The sequence below is a fragment of the Neobacillus solisequens genome, assembly GCF_051233465.1.
Lineage (GTDB): Bacteria > Bacillota > Bacilli > Bacillales > Cytobacillaceae > Neobacillus.
The window spans coordinates 62,701-78,323 of sequence record NZ_JBKFGJ010000010.1 but is presented as its reverse complement, the minus strand read 5'-3'; the positions used below and the strand labels follow the sequence as shown (position 1 = coordinate 78,323).

Below are 15,623 nucleotides of genomic sequence, written 5' to 3'. Positions count from 1 at the left end.
TCAATCAAAGATTGTCACCATTTTTTTCGATAACTTCTTTATACCAATGGTAGCTTTTCTTCTTAATTCGGCGCAAGTCATGCTCGCCTTCCTCGTGCTGATTGACATAGACAAAGCCATAGCGTTTTTGGAAGCCATTCAACCAGCTTAATAAATCGGTAAACGACCAAGTGCAGTATCCTAGCATGTCAACTCCGTCAGATATCGATTCCTGCACCGCTTTTAAGTGTGATTTCAAGTAATCAATACGGTAATCATCATTGATGATATCCCCATCTTCTACTTTGTCATACTCACCCAAGCCATTTTCACTGATTAAAATGGGTAATTTGTAGCGATTTGTGATGCGGCGCAGTCCGATGCGCAATCCGGTAGGGTCAATGTTCCAATCCCAGTTGGTTCTTTCAAGATTTTCATTTTTGATGGTTTTAAAAACTCCAGGGATCCCGGTATCTTTTGAGGTGCCTTTTTTCCCGGTAGTATTAAAGTGCCCTTCTGTTACACCGCCTATTAACGGATTCTTTTCATAGGTTGTGGTTTGATAGTAGTTAACCCCCATGAAGTCCGGCTTGCCTTCTTTTAATAAAGCCAAGTCTCCACTTTCAACGATTGGGGCAAGATCCTTGCTTTGTAAATAGTTCCATGCCGCCTGCGGATATTCTCCCAAAGCGTAGACATCCATCCACCAATGGTTGTTAATCTCCTCGGCATTCTCTGCAGCCAAGATATCTTCTGGCTTAGAAGAAGCAGCATATGCAGGAGAGTAGGCAAAGCTCGGTCCGATTTTTCCATCTGGTACATATTTACGGAACTCTTTAATCGCGCTGGCATTGGCCAAATTCGCATAATGGTTAACCTGGTAGAACAGCTTATCATCTTTCAATCCCGGCGGATGAAGGGCCATTCTGTATCCTAAGCCTGTAAAAATATTTTGCTCATTTAAACTAACCCAATACTTAACCCGATCCCCAAAATGTCTGTATAATGTAACTGCGTAATTAGTGAAATCCTCTACGATTTGGCGTGATTCCCAGCCGCCATACTCATCCTGTAGCGCCTGAGGAAGATCCCAATGGTAGATCGTTAAAATAGGTTCAATTTTATTGACAACTAATTCATCGATTAAATCATTATAAAACTGGATTCCCTTTTCGTTTACTTCCCCTTTGCCTTTAGGAAAAATTCGAGTCCATGCCACTGAAAAACGATATGCCTTCAATCCCATTTCGGCCATCAGCCGCACATCCTCTTTATAGCGATGGTAATGGTCTACAGCAACATCACCAGTTGTTCCTTTAAATGTTTTTCCAGGAATACGGACAAATAGATCCCAGTTCGATGGGCCTTTGCCATCTTCATCCCATGCACCTTCTACCTGATAGGCAGCAGATGCGGAACCCCATAAAAAGTTTTGCGGAAATGGAAATAGCTTATCATGTATCATTAACAACTCTCCCTTTTCTATGTAATCACATCAATCATAAGGAAGTTCCGGCGAGAAATTCACCGGAACTATATTGTTACATTTCTACTTTCTGAAAAAATTGGGGAAGATATTCTTTGTGAGCTTCGAGCATTTCGTCTAAAATTTGTTTGCCAATCTTATCAGATGGAACCAATGGGTTAATTGTCATCGCCAATAATGCTGTATGATAATCGCCGGTAACAGCTGCTTCTGCAGCAACACGTTCAAACGATTTAATCTGTTGCACCAGACCTCTCACCGCAACAGGAAGGTCACCCACAGAAATTGGCTTTGGACCATCTTTTGTAATAATACAGTTCACTTCGACTGCGGAATCATCTGCAATGCTGGCAATAGCGCCATTGTTTCTGGTGTTAACAGGCTGAATATCACGCTTGTCGTTGTAAATAGAATTAATTAGGTTACATGCGGCATCGCTGTAGTATGCCCCACCGCGTTGCTCTAATTGTGGCGGTTTGATCGCTAACTCAGGGTCCTTGTAAAGTTCAAATAATTCTTTTTCAACTTGCTTTACTACCTCAGCACGAGTTCCTTTTGTGGCGGCAGCTTCTAATTCTTCTTCAAGCATTTCGCTTGTTTTGTAGTAATAGCGGTGATATGGACAAGGAATCGCTTTTAAACCGCGAAGGAAATCCAGTTCCCAGCCAAGAGCCGCAATATTTTTCATGGTCATAGAATGATCGGGATTCGCTAATTTTTCAATTACTTCATCTAGAATGCTAACTCCATCTAGGTAGACGTCCAAACCATATACCATATGGTTAAGACCGGCAAAATCTACATGAATGCGATCTGATGTAACATCAAGTGCTTGAGCAATGCCCATCTTAATTCCAACAGGCACGTTACATAATCCAACAACTTTTTTTATGTTGCTGTAACGTAAAACGGCTTCTGTCACCATTCCGGCAGGATTGGTAAAGTTAACGAGCCATGCGTCAGGACATAATTCTTCGATGTCCTTGCAAATATCCAGAATGACTGGAATTGTTCTTAATCCTTTGAACAATCCGCCTGGACCGTTTGTTTCTTGACCAATCACGTTGTTTTTCAATGGGATGCGCTCGTCTTTTGCACGTGCATCCAATAGCCCTACACGAAATTGTGTAGTAACAAAGTCTGCGCCTTTTAATGCTTCACGACGGTCTAATGTTAAATGAACCTCAATCGGAAGACCCGCTTTTTCAACCATACGCTTGGCTAAAGCACCTACAATGTTCAGCTTTTCTTCTCCGGCAGGAATATCTACCAGCCAAAGTTCACGAATAGGTAGTTCATCATATCGTTTAATAAAACCTTCTACCAATTCAGGAGTATAGCTGGACCCTCCGCCTATAGTGACGATTTTGATTCCTTTCGTCATGCTTTGACACCTCCGCTTTGCTTTACTGTCTCATAAAGATCAACAAATTCTGTAGCCATATCCTTAATAGTGATCGCATTCATGAGGTGATCCTGAGCATGAACCATGAGCAGTGATACTTCTGTTTTTTCACCCCTTACTTCACCTTGAATTAAAGAGGTTTGGATATGATGAGCTTCATTTAGAGCATCAACAGCTTCCTGTAATTTTTCACGTGCTGTTTTAAAATCTCCTTCTTTGGCCGCATAGATAGCTTCCATGGAGCTGCTTTTGCCATTTCCCCCGTGTAAAATAATTTGAAAGATAATCGATTCTAGGTTTTCCATTATAATATCCTCCTGTGTTGCCTAAACCCCACTAATCAATAGTGGGGCTTTTGGCGTAAATAGTTCTGTAAAATTAAATGGCTTTTTGATCTGATTCAAAGCTCTTTTCTTGAGTGTATAATTGCTTATCCCACATTTTGTAGAATGGAAGATAGATTAATAAGTCAAGAACGATGTTGAAAACTTGAATTAGTGCACCGGAAATGTGACCGCCACTTGCCAAGTATCCTCCGATGATTGGAGGTGTTGTCCAAGGGATGGCAATACCCGCTGGTTTTGCAACTAAGCCTAAATCCATACCGATATATGTTGTAATAGCGTTTACAATTGGTGCTAAAATGAATGGAATAATCATTAAAGCGTTCATTACAATTGGCATACCGAATGTAATTGGTTCGTTGATCATGAACACGCCTGGAGGTAAGGCTAGCTTACCAAGTTGTTTCATTTGCTTACTCTTAGACCACATTAACATAATCATGACAAGTCCGAATGTTGCACCAGAACCACCCATGTTTACAAATACTTCAACAAACTGCTGGGTAATAATATGTGGTAATTCATGCCCTGATTTAAACGCTTCCATGTTTTCAGCAGTAGCTTGTAACCAAATTGGCGACATAACGCCTCCAACGATGTTCATACCGTGCAAACCTGCAGACCAAAGTAATTGAACCAAGAATAGTGCGATAATCGTACCTGGTAATGTTCCGCCCAATAAACCCAGCGGCTTGCCTAATACAAGTGCTACGATATCGTGAATGCTGGAAATTCCAAAATACTCAATGACTAAACGGATAAGCCAAATAATTGTGATCACAATAAAACCTGGAATTAAAGCAACGAAGGATTTGCTGACAGCCGGTGGAACCCCATCAGGCATTTTAATGACAATATTTTTCTTAACAATAAAATTATAAACTTCAGTAGAGAATAAACCAATTAAGATGGCAACGAACAAACCTTTACTTCCCATATAAGCTACTGGGATGGCACCGCCCACTTCAACAGCTGTTTTTGCTCCTTCTGGAGTGAATGTCACATGGAATGGAGTGGCAACCAAGAATGCACATAGGGAGATAACCCCTGCTGTAACACCATCCAAGTTATACTTTTCAGCTAAACGATATGCAATACCAAAAGCTGCGATGAGACCCATCATTCCGAAAGTTGCATCATTGGCGTATAATAATTTCGTCAACCATTGGTCTCCAAAAATACCAGCCATAAATTCAGAGTAGTGCGGGAATGGCAAGAAACCTAAAATCAGGAAGAATGAACCGATGATGATCATTGGCATTGCAAGAATGATACCGTCACGAAGCGCTTGCAAATGTCTTTGCGCGGCTAATTTACCGGCAACTGGCATAAAGTACTTCTCTAAAAAACTCAGGAATTTATTCATGTAAGTCCCTCCTTATTTTTTAATTAAAGCAAGAGCCGTTTTTAACACTTCCGCACCATTACACATTCCGTAGTGTACTGGATTGATGGCATCAACTGGAATACCTTTTTCCTCACCAAGTTTTTTCATTTGTGGAAGTAAGTAGCGAACTTGTGGTCCAAGCAATAACACATCAGCGTTGTCGATATGGCTTTTTACTGCATCCGCACTTTCAGCCCAAATTTTAGCTTCGATCCCTTGGTCTTTTGCTGCTGCTTCCATTTTAGTTACCAATAGACTTGTAGACATTCCTGCTGCACAACATAATAAGATATTCATTAAAAACCCTCCTAAAGTGTTTTAATTGATGTTTAATCGTGATGTTCAAGAGAAGTTTGCAAACTAAAAGATATGAGATAATTTCGGGATTTTTGTACTACCGTTTGTAGTACTTTGTGCTTCCTCTCTTGATGTCTTTATTCTATTAGAAAAGCGCTTACATTTACACATAACCTTTTTCCGTTACGCAACGGAAATGGTTGTTCAAAATAGACTGACAATAGGAAACGCTTACATTTATTCCGATAAAAAAAGAAGCTGAACGACTTTGTTCACCCTCTTTTAGACGACTCTATTAATTTAATGGCAGAATCAAGTACTTCCTTCCCATTAAAAATGCCATAATGCACAATATCAATCACATCAACAGGAATCCCTTTTTTATCACAAAGTTCTTTAAAATCAGGCAGCATATACCTAACTTGTGGTCCTAGCAGCAGGACATCTGCAGTACAGATTTCCCTTTTTACCACATCTATGGGCACGGCCCAAATATGACATTCAATGCCTCTCTCGCTAGCGCTTTTTTTCATTTTTGATACTAATAAACTCGTAGACATCGCAACGGAACAGCATAATAAAATATTCATCGTTCTAATTCACCATTTCATTATTTTTTTGAAAAACAGACGCAAACTCTTGGTATGTTTTACATTTTAACAATTGCTGAACCACTTGGCCGTTATCAATGATATTGATTAATAGGTCATACATCTTTTGCAAATCACCTGAGCTATTCTTTTCAACACTTAATAGGCAGATAAACTGCACTCTTTTTCCGCCCCAGTCAATTGGCTTTTGCAGGGTGCAAATGGCCCAAAAGGTAGAATCAGTCTGCGGGGTAAGAGGGTGAGGAATCGCGACAAAGTTCCCATAACTTGTTGGCGACAATTCTTCTCTCTCTAAAACACTTTTGAGAAATAGATCATTTACAAGACCCAATTTTTTTAGCTGCTTGACCACAAAATGTAAGACATCTTCTCTTGTTTCCAAATGCTGACGCAGAAAAACTAATTCTTCGCGAATATAGTTCCCTTTTTGATTGACCTCAATGCCTAGGTACTGTTCAATTTTTTCAAAGTCGCCACCGCCTAGAATGGTTTTTACATGAATCACTGGCACTGGCAACTGCATCGGAATAGGGATGGTACTGATGAGGAAGTCTAAGTTGTTTAACGGAATTTGATTGATCTTATAGAATTCTGTGGTACCCACAATTTCAATTCTTGAACCGAATTTTGCCTCAATTTTAGTAGCAAGAAGTCTGGCACTCCCCACTCCAGATGCACAAACAATCATACATTTCTTTGGCTGGTCCATATTCTTTCTATTTTCAATAGCAGCCCCTAAATGGAGCGCCAAATAGCCCATTTCATTTTCATTAATTTCTATATCAAGCAGTTTTTTTAACACCATTCCTGCGATCACAGATGCCTGAAATGCTGCAGGATAATTCGTTTTGATTTCCTCTAGTAACGGATTTGGCAAGTTAATCCCATATTGGGTTCGATGAATCGCCGGTTTTAAGTGGAGGCAGATCGACAGAAAAAGTTCCTGATCGTCCTTTATGTTTAAATGAAGCTCCTGATCAATCGTTTCTAAGACAACCTTTGCGACATCATAAATCTGCTCTTCGATGAAGCTCTGGACCTCTTGATCATTCAAATGAAGGGCTGTAATCATTTTCGTTCCCAGCAAGTGGATGGTGATATAAGCAATCTCCTGCTCTGGAAAACGGATATGTAGTTCTATTTCAAGATCATGGACAATTTCTTTGGCAACCTCATATTGCTCGGTAGTCTTTAAGTCTGCCAATTCATTGTTATATAAGGTGACATATTTTTCACTTTTAATTCGGTTATAGGAAATGGCAATATGAATGATGAGGTTAGTTAAGCCTATATCAGATAGGACGATTTGGTGATTTCCAATATGAGTTAAGATGATTGACTTTATACCGTTTAAATCAACACCAGCAAAAACTGGATTATCCTTAAGGATCATATCAAATTCAGACTCAATATCCGCAAAAGCATAATCAGCAATACATAGGCGCAATTTGAATTCTGAACCTATCAATCTCAACCCAAAATTAGACCGCTTCTCCACCTTAATTCCGTACCGTTTGAAAATTTCTTTGGCTTCTTTAAAGTCATTTTGTAAAGTGGACCTGCTAATGTATAATTCCTCTGCTAAATCATCCAATTTAATATATTCAGTTAAAAGTAGCCGCTTCACAATATAATGAACACGTTCTTCGGGCAATGTCGGAATCTTTCCAGAGTGATCCTGATCATGACCAACGATATCTTGGAGAAAATGGCGAAACAATTGCTCATCGTGGATAAACAATTGATATCCTGTTCCCCGTATTGATTTAATGGACGCTCCAATATCTTTAACATTCGCTTCTAGTTCTTTAATATCATTGCGAACGGTCCTGGAAGTTACGTCTAACACTTTGGCCAAATAATCGCTTGTAACAGGAGAGTCCGCTTTCATTAATTCACGTATGATCACAGTTTGCCGCCCATTTAACATGATCAATCCTCACTTCCGACTTTACCAATTACTATTAATTTTATATGCTAGCATAAAATTTAGCTACAACAAATTCACCATTCTTTTTAGTGAGCACATTATTAATAAAAATAAAGTAGGAATAGTATAATAATGTTTAGAAATTCACAATAAGGAGCCCAAACATGACTAAAAACTATATTGGTTATATTGGTACATACACGAAAGGCGACAGCAAGGGCATCTACTCTTTCCATTTAAATCCTGAAGGAAAAATCGAAAACGTTCAGGTTGCCGCTGAATTAGAAAACCCTACCTATTTGAATATCACTAAGGATCATCGCTTCTTATACTCTGTTGCTAAGGAAGGCTCAAACGGCGGGGTTGCTTCTTTTTCTATTACGGAAGATGGCAAATTAACTCCGATTAATAAGGAAGTGCTCGATGGAGCATCACCATGCTACGTGAGTGTTGATAGTAAAAGTCATTTTGCTTTTTCAGCAAATTATCACAAAGGAACGATTGAATCTTATGTTCTTAAAGAAGATGGCTCCGTTTCACCGGCAGTTTCGGTTATCAAGCATGAAGGCCGAGGACCAGATCCACGACAAGACAAAGCCCACACTCACTTTGCCGGAATGACACCGGATGAAAAGTATGTAGTGGCTGTCGAGTTAGGAATTGATGCTCTTGTTACCTATAAGGTAGCGGAAGATGGTACTTTGACAAAAGTAAACCTATTACCATTAAAAGCAGGCAGCGGCCCACGCCATATCACGTTCCATCCTAATGGAAAATACGCGTATATCATGACGGAATTCAGCTCAGAAGTGATCGTATTAACCTACCATCCGGAAAATGGTCATTTTTCCGAAAAGCAATACATATCTACGCTTCCCGAAGATTTCAAAGAAAATAACCAAGGCAGCGCGATTCATATTTCTTCTGACGGTCGATATGTTTATGCAGGAAATCGTGGACACAACAGCATCGCAGTTTTTAGTGTGAAGGGGGACACTGGTGAGCTTACATTTGTGGAGCACACTTCCTCTGAAGGGGATTGGCCAAGGGATTTCGCGTTAGATCCTTCTGAAAAATTCATCGTCGGATCGAATCAGGAATCCAGCAATCTTGTGCTTTATGCCCGGGATGCTGATTCAGGACGACTTACCTTAATTGATTCTGATATCGTCGTGCCCTATCCGGTTTGTGTGAAGTTTTTGAATGTGTATAGATAAAGAGGATAAGCAAATGTGCTTATCCTCTTTTTTGAATATTTTTGTCAAATGTCCCAAATCTATATGTTGTTGAGGAATGGTATTCTTGATTCCGCTCGATAATCCATTGCGGGAAATGTGGATGATGAATGGCATCCGGAAGTCCTTGTGTCTCAAAACAAATCCCCAAATATTTGCGGGAAGGAACCCCTAGAATTTTCCCTTCTGAGCTAATTTGATTTCCTGAATATATTACGACGGCAGGCTCATCCGTTTCTATTGTTAAAAATCTACCACTTTCCTGGTCTTTAAGAATAATCTCCTCATTATGATGTGTATGTAAAACAAACGGGTGGTCATAGCCTTTACCCGCCAGTATGTTCTGCGGATGATCAGCTTCCATCCCCGTACGAATGAATTTCTCACTGGTAAAATCAAATGGTGTACCATTGACAGAAGCGAGTTCACCAGTCGGTAGAAGTTCCTCATTTAATGGCAGATATTGATCACTTTTTACAGTAAGAGTATGATCACAGATATCTCGTTTTACATTCCCGCTTAAATTAAAATAGGAATGATTCGTCATATTCAATACTGTTTTTTCATCAGAGATGGCGGAATAATGAATGTTTAATTCATTTTTGTTATTTAATGTGTAGGTCACCATAATATTTATATTTCCCGGATAGCCTTCTTCTCCATTTGGGCTTAAATAGGAAAAACGAACACCTACTTCTTGCTCCGTATCGAATGGATCTGCATCCCAAACCACCCGATTAAACCCATTTACGCCCCCGTGAATGTGGTTATTATTTTCGTTTTTCGCCAAAGGATAGGTCTTCCCATCGATTTCAAACGTACCGCCTTTAATGCGGCCGGCGACACGACCAACAACGCAGCCAAAGAAACTGTTATCAGAAACATAGTCTTCAAGCGTTTCATAACCCAGGACAATATTTTCCTTATTACCATCTCGGTCAGGAACAAAGATTTTCGTGATGTGGCAGCCGTAATCGAGACAGCGGATTTCGATCCCATTATCGTTCAGTAATGTGTATGAATGGACGTTTTTTTGATTAACTTGACCAACCTCTTCTACAGCAACTTTCATTCTCAATCCTCCCATTGTTAACATGTCTCTCCAATTTTCATCATACCAAACATTCACTTCAGCGAATATGAAAATAGGTGAATATAATTTGACTAAAAGCAGTAGGATATTATAGATTTGTGGGAAACCCGCCTTTCCCATTAGAGAGAAAATTTCTGTTTATAAGGAGCCCTATATGAGTCACATACAACGGATAACCGATCAGATTATAAAAAATTCAGATAAATGGGCAATGGGCTTACTTGCCGCCGGTGCACTCGTTGGTGCCTATTCATACAAAGTGGAACGGTTTAAGTACGAAATAAAAGAGATTTCTTTGCAGATAAAAAACCTTCCCTCGGCGTTCGAGGGTTGGCGAATTGTCCAATTTAGCGATACCCATTTGGGATATTTTTTTGGCGTCGAAGATTTCAAACCATTGGTTAAGATGATTAATAACTTGCAGCCAGATATCCTCATCTTCACCGGAGATCTGATTGACATCCGAACGAAAACACCCGAACGCTATTTTTCTATACTCCAAGAGCTGAAGTCAGGACGAGGAGGAAAATGGGCTGTTCTGGGGAACCATGATATTCACCATAAATATCGTGTGACTCAATTGTTGGAAGAATCCCAGTTTACAGTATTAAATAATGATTTTGGTGTGGTTGAAGCAGGCCATGAACAGCTTTATATCGCGGGCATTGATGATGTGGTACGCGGGTATCCAAATCTCGATAGAGCACTTGAGGGACTTTCTGAAGATGATTGTATATTCCTGTTGGCACATGAGCCTGACTTTGCCATCTTCAGCAGCAGTTATCCCATTAGTGCCCAATTCTCCGGCCATTCCCATGGCGGACAGGTGCGGCTTCCCTATCTAGGTCCACTTACCAAACATAATATGTCAAATAAGTATCCGGAAGGGCTTTATTATGTTGGGGAAAATAAAATGCCTTTATATGTGAATCGGGGGATCGGGACCACTGGATTACCATTAAGATTATTTTGTCGGCCGGAGATTACGGTGTTTTGTTTAAACTCATAAGGAATTTGGGAGGGTGTCCAATTTGGAGTTTGGGCACTCTTTTTAACTAACCATCTATTTGTTTTTCTAATGAGATAGGGCTGATAGAAACTCTCTATCTGTCCGTTTTTATAGTGATGAAAATGTGCTGATTGGAGCCACCCCTGTAAACTAAGAACGATTAAAACCGGTCCATATTTGTGAAACCTTACCGATTATTCTATAATGTTCTTTATAAGGAACATTCTGTTATGAAAAAGGAGTCTCCAATGAATGACCTGCAACGTAATACAGAAAAGTTGAACCGCCGATCTTTTCTAAAAAAATCCGGGAAATGGTCGATTGGTTTGCTAGCCGCAAGCGCCCTTACTGGTGCTTACTCGTTTAAGGCTGAACGTTTTTGGTATCAGATCAAGGAAATTCAATTGAAGGTAAAGAATTTGCCAAAGGCTTTCGATGGGTGGAGAATTGTTCAATTCAGTGACACTCATTTGGGGTTTTATTATGATATTGAGGATTTTAAACTAGTAATTAAGAAAATCAACCGATTAAAACCGGATCTGATTTTCTTTACTGGGGATTTAATCCAGGCGGGAAATATGGAGCCTGAACGATACATTTCCTACCTTCAAGAGTTAAAGGCAGCGCACGGAAAATGGGCTGTGATTGGTAATCATGATATGTCAATCAAGAACCGTATAATCCAAGTATTACAGAACGCAGAATTCAGCGTCCTAGAAAATAAACATGATGTCATCAAAGTTAATCAGGATCGCCTATATATTGCAGGCATTGATGATGTAATGTATGGTTTTCCGAATATCCGAAAGGCAGTGGAAGGCTTGTCCGAGCAAGATTGTGTTTTATTCCTTGCCCATGAACCTGACATTGCCAGTCAAATCGCTAAATACCCTATCAAGGCCCAGTTTTCAGGCCATTCTCACGGAGGACAAGTTAGACTACCTTTCTACGGCCCACTTATTAGACAAAAAATGGCCATTCACTATGTAGATGGGCTATACCATATCGGGGAAACAAAAATACCTCTGTATGTTAATCGTGGCATCGGTACCACGAACCTGCCAATCCGCCTTTTTTGCAGACCGGAGATTACGGTATTCCAGTTAACAACATAAAGGGTGTCTTATAAACTTTTAGACACCCTATTAAAAATCCCCGATATTCTCTTTTTATATAAAGTTAACAGCATTTTCCCTTCAGATGCCCCTTGTGCATGAAGATCCAACTCATTGGACATTTCATATTTAGAAGGCCACAGCCAGTTACCAAGCTCGATCACACTATGTTTAACTTTGTCATAACTTAAAAATTGATAATCCAAAAAGTCCAAATACATCTTAAATCCCTTTACAGGACGATATGCCCATAAGGTCCGTCTCTTTTTCAAGGGATATTTCATCATAATCTCTAAAAATGGAAACTGCTGATACACTATTGATAAGGTACGATGCATTCGTTTAAAGGTTTCATGTGATTGCGCCAACTGAAATATCTCAACAAGATCCAGTTCTTGACGGTCATGCTGAATTACTTGAAGGATATCAAAAAAATACTTCATTGAATTCATGTTATGTCGCCAACCATGGAGACAAATCATATAAAAGGTATGGTTTGGTGACAGTTCGGAGATATACTTAGACTGGCCAATGTGAGTTGCCTGCTGCCAGAGATCCTCAATTGAAAATCTAGATGTTTGCTCTTTAACCAAACTCCAATGCAATTCAACTACCAAAGGAATCGTGGAATTCGGCAACGGCTTACTAAAACTGCAATGAAAATGACCTGGGATTTGCTCCTCCTCCACATAAAAACCCAATGAATTTATTAGCTGAATTGCTTTGCTAACATCACCTTGTTTGATGAGCAGATCGATATCAGAAGTAGCCCGGGCCCCGGTATGCCCAAAGTATTTTTCTGCAAAATAAACACCTTTTAACGGAATTACAGCAATCTCTTGACTCTCAAAGCATTTTAACAGTTGCTCTGTTTGCTGTTTTATAAATAGGTTTAGAAACAAACTTTGCTCATATTGTTGTTTTAAAAACTGTTGGAAAAAAGCAGGTGTCTGGTCAAGCTTTCCCTGCTGCTTCAGCAAAAAATAAAACTGTGAAGAGGTTCCATCTTCCTCAATAGCCTGAATAGCATTTTGATAAAATGAAGCCTCACGAGGGAGAAGTTTATTAGAATCATAGAGAATACTCACTAATTCAAGACACATCCTCATCCCTCCTTCACCAAGGATAACGGCTTTTTAGAATGGAAGCTCGTTTCATTTAAGTTGCGATAAAGACCTGGTAGTCTCATTAACTCCTCATGTGTTCCTTGCTGCACAATTCTTCCATCATCCACTACCATGATCATGTCAGCATGTTGAATTGTCGTCAAACGGTGGGCGATCACGATTGTCGTCCGGCCCTTCATCAATTCATCCAGAGCCTCTTTTACATAAAATTCGGTTTCTCCATCTAAAGCAGAGGTCGCCTCATCCAGTAATAGAATAGGAGCGTCCTTAAGAATTGCCCGGGCAATCGCCACCCGTTGTTTCTGACCACCAGACAGCTTTACTCCATTTTCGCCAATTTCGGTGTCATATCCATTTGGAAGTGACAGCACAAAATCATGCAACTCAGCTTTAATGGAAGCCTCGACCATCTCTTTTTCAGTAATATTCGGCCGAGCAATCATTAAATTCTCCTTCACCGTTCCGGAGAATAAAAATGATTCCTGCGGGACTAGAGCGATCGCGCTTCTTAATTGGGATGCCGTTAAATCCCTAATGGACTTTCCATCAATTCGTATATCCCCCGCTTGCGGCTTGTAAAATCCTTGCAAAAGATTAAAGATGGTACTTTTACCGGCTCCGCTTGGTCCAACCAAAGCCACCACTTTTCCATTAGGAATTTCCAGATTAAAGTCCTCAAATACATGTTTATTTTTCAAATAACCAAAAGTAACGTTGTTAAATTCAATGGTACCAGTGAGATCTCTTGAATCAGTGAATGAAGGCAGTTCTGATACATCTGCTGGTTTTTCAAACACATTTAATACTCTTTCAAGAGCTGCGACAGACCGTTGAAAGCCTGCCCAAACGTTAGCCATACCGGTTATGGGATAAAATAAATGGTTCACCAAATTAAGAAAGGTTAACAATGCCCCAACCGTTAATTGTCCATTTGATACAAATAGTGCCCCAACCGTTAGATTAATAATAAACGTAATATAGCCAACAATTCTTTCCCCTGTATAATACCAGTTTTGCAGCTTTGCATTTTCTAATTCTAATTGATATAACTCCCTATTTTGCTTTTCATATCTTTTATATTGAAGTTTTTCTAAAGTAAAGGAACGAATGACGTTAAACCCATGAAAAGTTTCACTTAGATGGCTGTTTATCTCTCCAATCAGCTTATGAATCAATCTGCCATTTTTCCGCAGCAATAACCCAAATACCAGGCCGGAAAGGGCTGCTATTGGAGCTACGATTAAACTAACCAGGCATAAAGTAAAATTAATATTGACAAGGTAAATAAATACAACTACATAAATAATTGGCAGTCTAATAAGACTTATTAAACTACTTCCGATTATCCCGTCAACTCCATGAATGTCATTGGAAAAATGTGACATCAATTCACCTGACCGATAATTGGATATTTGGCCAGCAGGCAGCCTTAATACATGGTTAAAAAAGTGATTTTTCAGCTCCATTTTGACCCCATTAGTAGCGATCATATTGCAGTACGTATAGGAAACATTTGAAACAATGCTTATGAAAATCAATAATACTCCATATGGAATGAATGATAACACTTGCTTATATCCACCATGAATCGCGGCATCGGTAAGCTCACCATAAAACTTTGCAAACGCAATCGTTAAATAAATATCTACCCCTAATAATAGAAGAATTAAGACATAGGCCTTCCATCTTTTTAAAATAAACGGCAGCACAAAAGAAAACGCCTTGCGCATATCCTTTAGTGAGAAATACTGTTTCATGAGTGAATCAATCTGGTTCTTCATGGTTTGGACACTCCATCATTATCTAAAATTGAAATCTAGTCTTTTTATTTAGAAATTGCCGCAAAATGGCTGATAGTATAGGAAATGCTAGGATTGTTTTACTCCATATTCGTAATACAAGATGATTCGAGGACAATCGGACATGCTGTTTCTTCACCTGAGCAAGCTTACCAAGAATTCGATCTGCCTCAATTGGCTGGTCAAACCCTAAATTGGTATCCCCTTTTAATACATACAGATTATGTTCTTTTCTGACAAAACGATGAGCAATCAATCGACCAGTTTGTGAGTAGAATAAAAGGACATCTCCCTTTTTAATGGTAGAAAGATCACAAAGAGAGAACCGACAAAGATCTCCTTGCCGGATAAAAGGAAACATACTATTACCAATAGCCGGTAATTCCAGCCAACCATCCCTCGTGATACTCGTTTTTAACAGATAAAGGGTTGAGTGGTCAACCAACATGTTCAATCAGCCCACATTGAATGAGATTGTCTAAATAATCTTCAATGTCCTGTTTTACTTGATTCTCACTTTGTGTGGGTGCAAACTTTGCTAACACAGCATTCGTTAGCGACTCTACTGTTTGAATCTCCTTTAAAAGTGACCAGCAAAAACCGCCCAGATGATTTAATTTCGTGATGGTAAACTGATTGGAATTTAATAGAATCCATTCTCCATCCAGCTCTGTCACTTCACAATCTATTTTTTGAATATATTGTGTGCTCATTAACATCAGCCCCTATCTACCTTCAAAGTATAAGTGTTTAATATAAATACATTGATGTTCGTTATTTTGAACACCAAAACCAAAAAAAATATC

At 39.4% G+C, this 15,623-nt stretch carries 15 protein-coding genes; 3 read left to right on the top strand and 12 right to left on the bottom strand.

Going from position 1 to position 15,623, the window contains the following annotated elements; genetic code table 11:
* Positions 1-4: 4 nt before the first annotated feature.
* From ACI3K6_RS11045 to ACI3K6_RS11015, 7 genes are all read right to left on the bottom strand, one after another.
* A complete protein-coding gene (locus ACI3K6_RS11045; protein WP_435554865.1) occupies positions 5-1,444 on the bottom strand; it encodes a glycoside hydrolase family 1 protein in 1,440 nt (479 codons plus the stop codon).
* A gap of 76 nt (positions 1,445-1,520) precedes the next feature.
* Positions 1,521-2,849 carry a 6-phospho-beta-glucosidase gene (locus tag ACI3K6_RS11040; protein ID WP_435554864.1) on the bottom strand — a complete coding sequence of 443 codons (1,329 nt, stop codon included), beginning with the start codon at positions 2,847-2,849 and terminating at the stop codon, positions 1,521-1,523.
* On the bottom strand, positions 2,846-3,175 hold the full coding sequence (locus ACI3K6_RS11035; RefSeq protein ID WP_435554863.1) for a PTS sugar transporter subunit IIA: 330 nt from the start codon (positions 3,173-3,175) through the stop codon (positions 2,846-2,848). The genes ACI3K6_RS11040 and ACI3K6_RS11035 overlap by 4 nt, the downstream gene beginning before the upstream one ends.
* 73 nt (positions 3,176-3,248) lie before the next feature.
* Entirely contained in the window at positions 3,249-4,580 is a 1,332-nt protein-coding gene (gene celB / locus ACI3K6_RS11030) for a PTS cellobiose transporter subunit IIC (RefSeq protein ID WP_435554862.1), read from the bottom strand.
* A 12-nt stretch (positions 4,581-4,592) separates the two neighbouring features.
* The gene (locus tag ACI3K6_RS11025) at positions 4,593-4,898 is read right to left on the bottom strand and encodes a PTS sugar transporter subunit IIB (RefSeq protein WP_335479114.1); all 306 of its coding nucleotides are present in this window, start codon (positions 4,896-4,898) and stop codon (positions 4,593-4,595) included.
* A 272-nt stretch (positions 4,899-5,170) separates the two neighbouring features.
* Entirely contained in the window at positions 5,171-5,488 is a 318-nt protein-coding gene (locus ACI3K6_RS11020; protein WP_435554861.1) for a PTS sugar transporter subunit IIB, read from the bottom strand.
* 4 nt (positions 5,489-5,492) lie between these two features.
* Entirely contained in the window at positions 5,493-7,439 is a 1,947-nt protein-coding gene (locus tag ACI3K6_RS11015; protein WP_435554860.1) for a BglG family transcription antiterminator, read from the bottom strand.
* Between the two features lie 164 nt (positions 7,440-7,603).
* Between ACI3K6_RS11015 and ACI3K6_RS11010 the strand changes: the two genes are divergently transcribed.
* A complete protein-coding gene (locus ACI3K6_RS11010) occupies positions 7,604-8,656 on the top strand; it encodes a lactonase family protein (protein ID WP_435554859.1) in 1,053 nt (350 codons plus the stop codon).
* Between the two features lie 19 nt (positions 8,657-8,675).
* Here the strand turns inward: ACI3K6_RS11010 and ACI3K6_RS11005 are convergent, their stop codons facing one another.
* A complete protein-coding gene (locus ACI3K6_RS11005) occupies positions 8,676-9,746 on the bottom strand; it encodes an aldose epimerase family protein (RefSeq protein ID WP_435554858.1) in 1,071 nt (356 codons plus the stop codon).
* Between the two features lie 175 nt (positions 9,747-9,921).
* On the opposite strand from ACI3K6_RS11005, the gene ACI3K6_RS11000 reads away from it, so the two are divergent.
* Positions 9,922-10,776: a metallophosphoesterase gene (locus ACI3K6_RS11000; RefSeq protein WP_435554857.1), complete on the top strand. Its 855-nt coding sequence runs from the start codon at positions 9,922-9,924 to the stop codon at positions 10,774-10,776.
* Between the two features lie 248 nt (positions 10,777-11,024).
* Positions 11,025-11,891 (top strand): metallophosphoesterase, encoded by an 867-nt coding sequence (locus ACI3K6_RS10995; protein ID WP_435554856.1) that lies wholly within the window; start codon positions 11,025-11,027, stop codon positions 11,889-11,891.
* Between the two features lie 8 nt (positions 11,892-11,899).
* Here ACI3K6_RS10995 and ACI3K6_RS10990 read toward each other — a convergent pair whose 3' ends face one another.
* From ACI3K6_RS10990 to ACI3K6_RS10975, 4 genes are read right to left on the bottom strand one after another with little or no spacing between them, the layout of a single operon-like run.
* On the bottom strand, positions 11,900-12,994 hold the full coding sequence (locus ACI3K6_RS10990; RefSeq protein ID WP_435554855.1) for a nucleotidyltransferase family protein: 1,095 nt from the start codon (positions 12,992-12,994) through the stop codon (positions 11,900-11,902).
* A 2-nt stretch (positions 12,995-12,996) separates the two neighbouring features.
* A complete protein-coding gene (locus ACI3K6_RS10985; protein WP_435554854.1) occupies positions 12,997-14,799 on the bottom strand; it encodes an ABC transporter ATP-binding protein in 1,803 nt (600 codons plus the stop codon).
* Positions 14,800-14,821: 22 nt separating this feature from the next.
* Positions 14,822-15,265: a S24/S26 family peptidase gene (locus ACI3K6_RS10980; RefSeq protein WP_335479095.1), complete on the bottom strand. Its 444-nt coding sequence runs from the start codon at positions 15,263-15,265 to the stop codon at positions 14,822-14,824.
* Positions 15,255-15,530, bottom strand: a complete 276-nt coding sequence (locus tag ACI3K6_RS10975) for a PqqD family protein (RefSeq protein WP_335479093.1) — start codon at positions 15,528-15,530, stop codon at positions 15,255-15,257. The genes ACI3K6_RS10980 and ACI3K6_RS10975 overlap by 11 nt, the downstream gene beginning before the upstream one ends.
* Positions 15,531-15,623: the final 93 nt, after the last annotated feature.

Excerpts from the sequence above, each read along its gene's own strand:
- ACI3K6_RS11040 (WP_435554864.1), bottom strand. The coding sequence starts at position 2,849 with ATGACGAAAGGAATCAAAATCGTCACTATAGGCGGAGGGTCCAGCTAT.
- ACI3K6_RS11010 (WP_435554859.1), top strand. The coding sequence starts at position 7,604 with ATGACTAAAAACTATATTGGTTATATTGGTACATACACGAAAGGCGAC.
- ACI3K6_RS11020 (WP_435554861.1), bottom strand. The coding sequence starts at position 5,488 with ATGAATATTTTATTATGCTGTTCCGTTGCGATGTCTACGAGTTTATTA.
- ACI3K6_RS10985 (WP_435554854.1), bottom strand. The coding sequence starts at position 14,799 with ATGAAGAACCAGATTGATTCACTCATGAAACAGTATTTCTCACTAAAG.
- ACI3K6_RS11005 (WP_435554858.1), bottom strand. The coding sequence starts at position 9,746 with ATGAAAGTTGCTGTAGAAGAGGTTGGTCAAGTTAATCAAAAAAACGTC.
- ACI3K6_RS10995 (WP_435554856.1), top strand. The coding sequence starts at position 11,025 with ATGAATGACCTGCAACGTAATACAGAAAAGTTGAACCGCCGATCTTTT.
- ACI3K6_RS11035 (WP_435554863.1), bottom strand. The coding sequence starts at position 3,175 with ATGGAAAACCTAGAATCGATTATCTTTCAAATTATTTTACACGGGGGA.
- ACI3K6_RS11015 (WP_435554860.1), bottom strand. The coding sequence starts at position 7,439 with ATGTTAAATGGGCGGCAAACTGTGATCATACGTGAATTAATGAAAGCG.
- ACI3K6_RS11045 (WP_435554865.1), bottom strand. The coding sequence starts at position 1,444 with ATGATACATGATAAGCTATTTCCATTTCCGCAAAACTTTTTATGGGGT.
- ACI3K6_RS11000 (WP_435554857.1), top strand. The coding sequence starts at position 9,922 with ATGAGTCACATACAACGGATAACCGATCAGATTATAAAAAATTCAGAT.
- ACI3K6_RS11025 (WP_335479114.1), bottom strand. The coding sequence starts at position 4,898 with ATGAATATCTTATTATGTTGTGCAGCAGGAATGTCTACAAGTCTATTG.
- celB (WP_435554862.1), bottom strand. The coding sequence starts at position 4,580 with ATGAATAAATTCCTGAGTTTTTTAGAGAAGTACTTTATGCCAGTTGCC.
- ACI3K6_RS10975 (WP_335479093.1), bottom strand. The coding sequence starts at position 15,530 with ATGAGCACACAATATATTCAAAAAATAGATTGTGAAGTGACAGAGCTG.
- ACI3K6_RS10980 (WP_335479095.1), bottom strand. The coding sequence starts at position 15,265 with ATGTTGGTTGACCACTCAACCCTTTATCTGTTAAAAACGAGTATCACG.
- ACI3K6_RS10990 (WP_435554855.1), bottom strand. The coding sequence starts at position 12,994 with ATGTGTCTTGAATTAGTGAGTATTCTCTATGATTCTAATAAACTTCTC.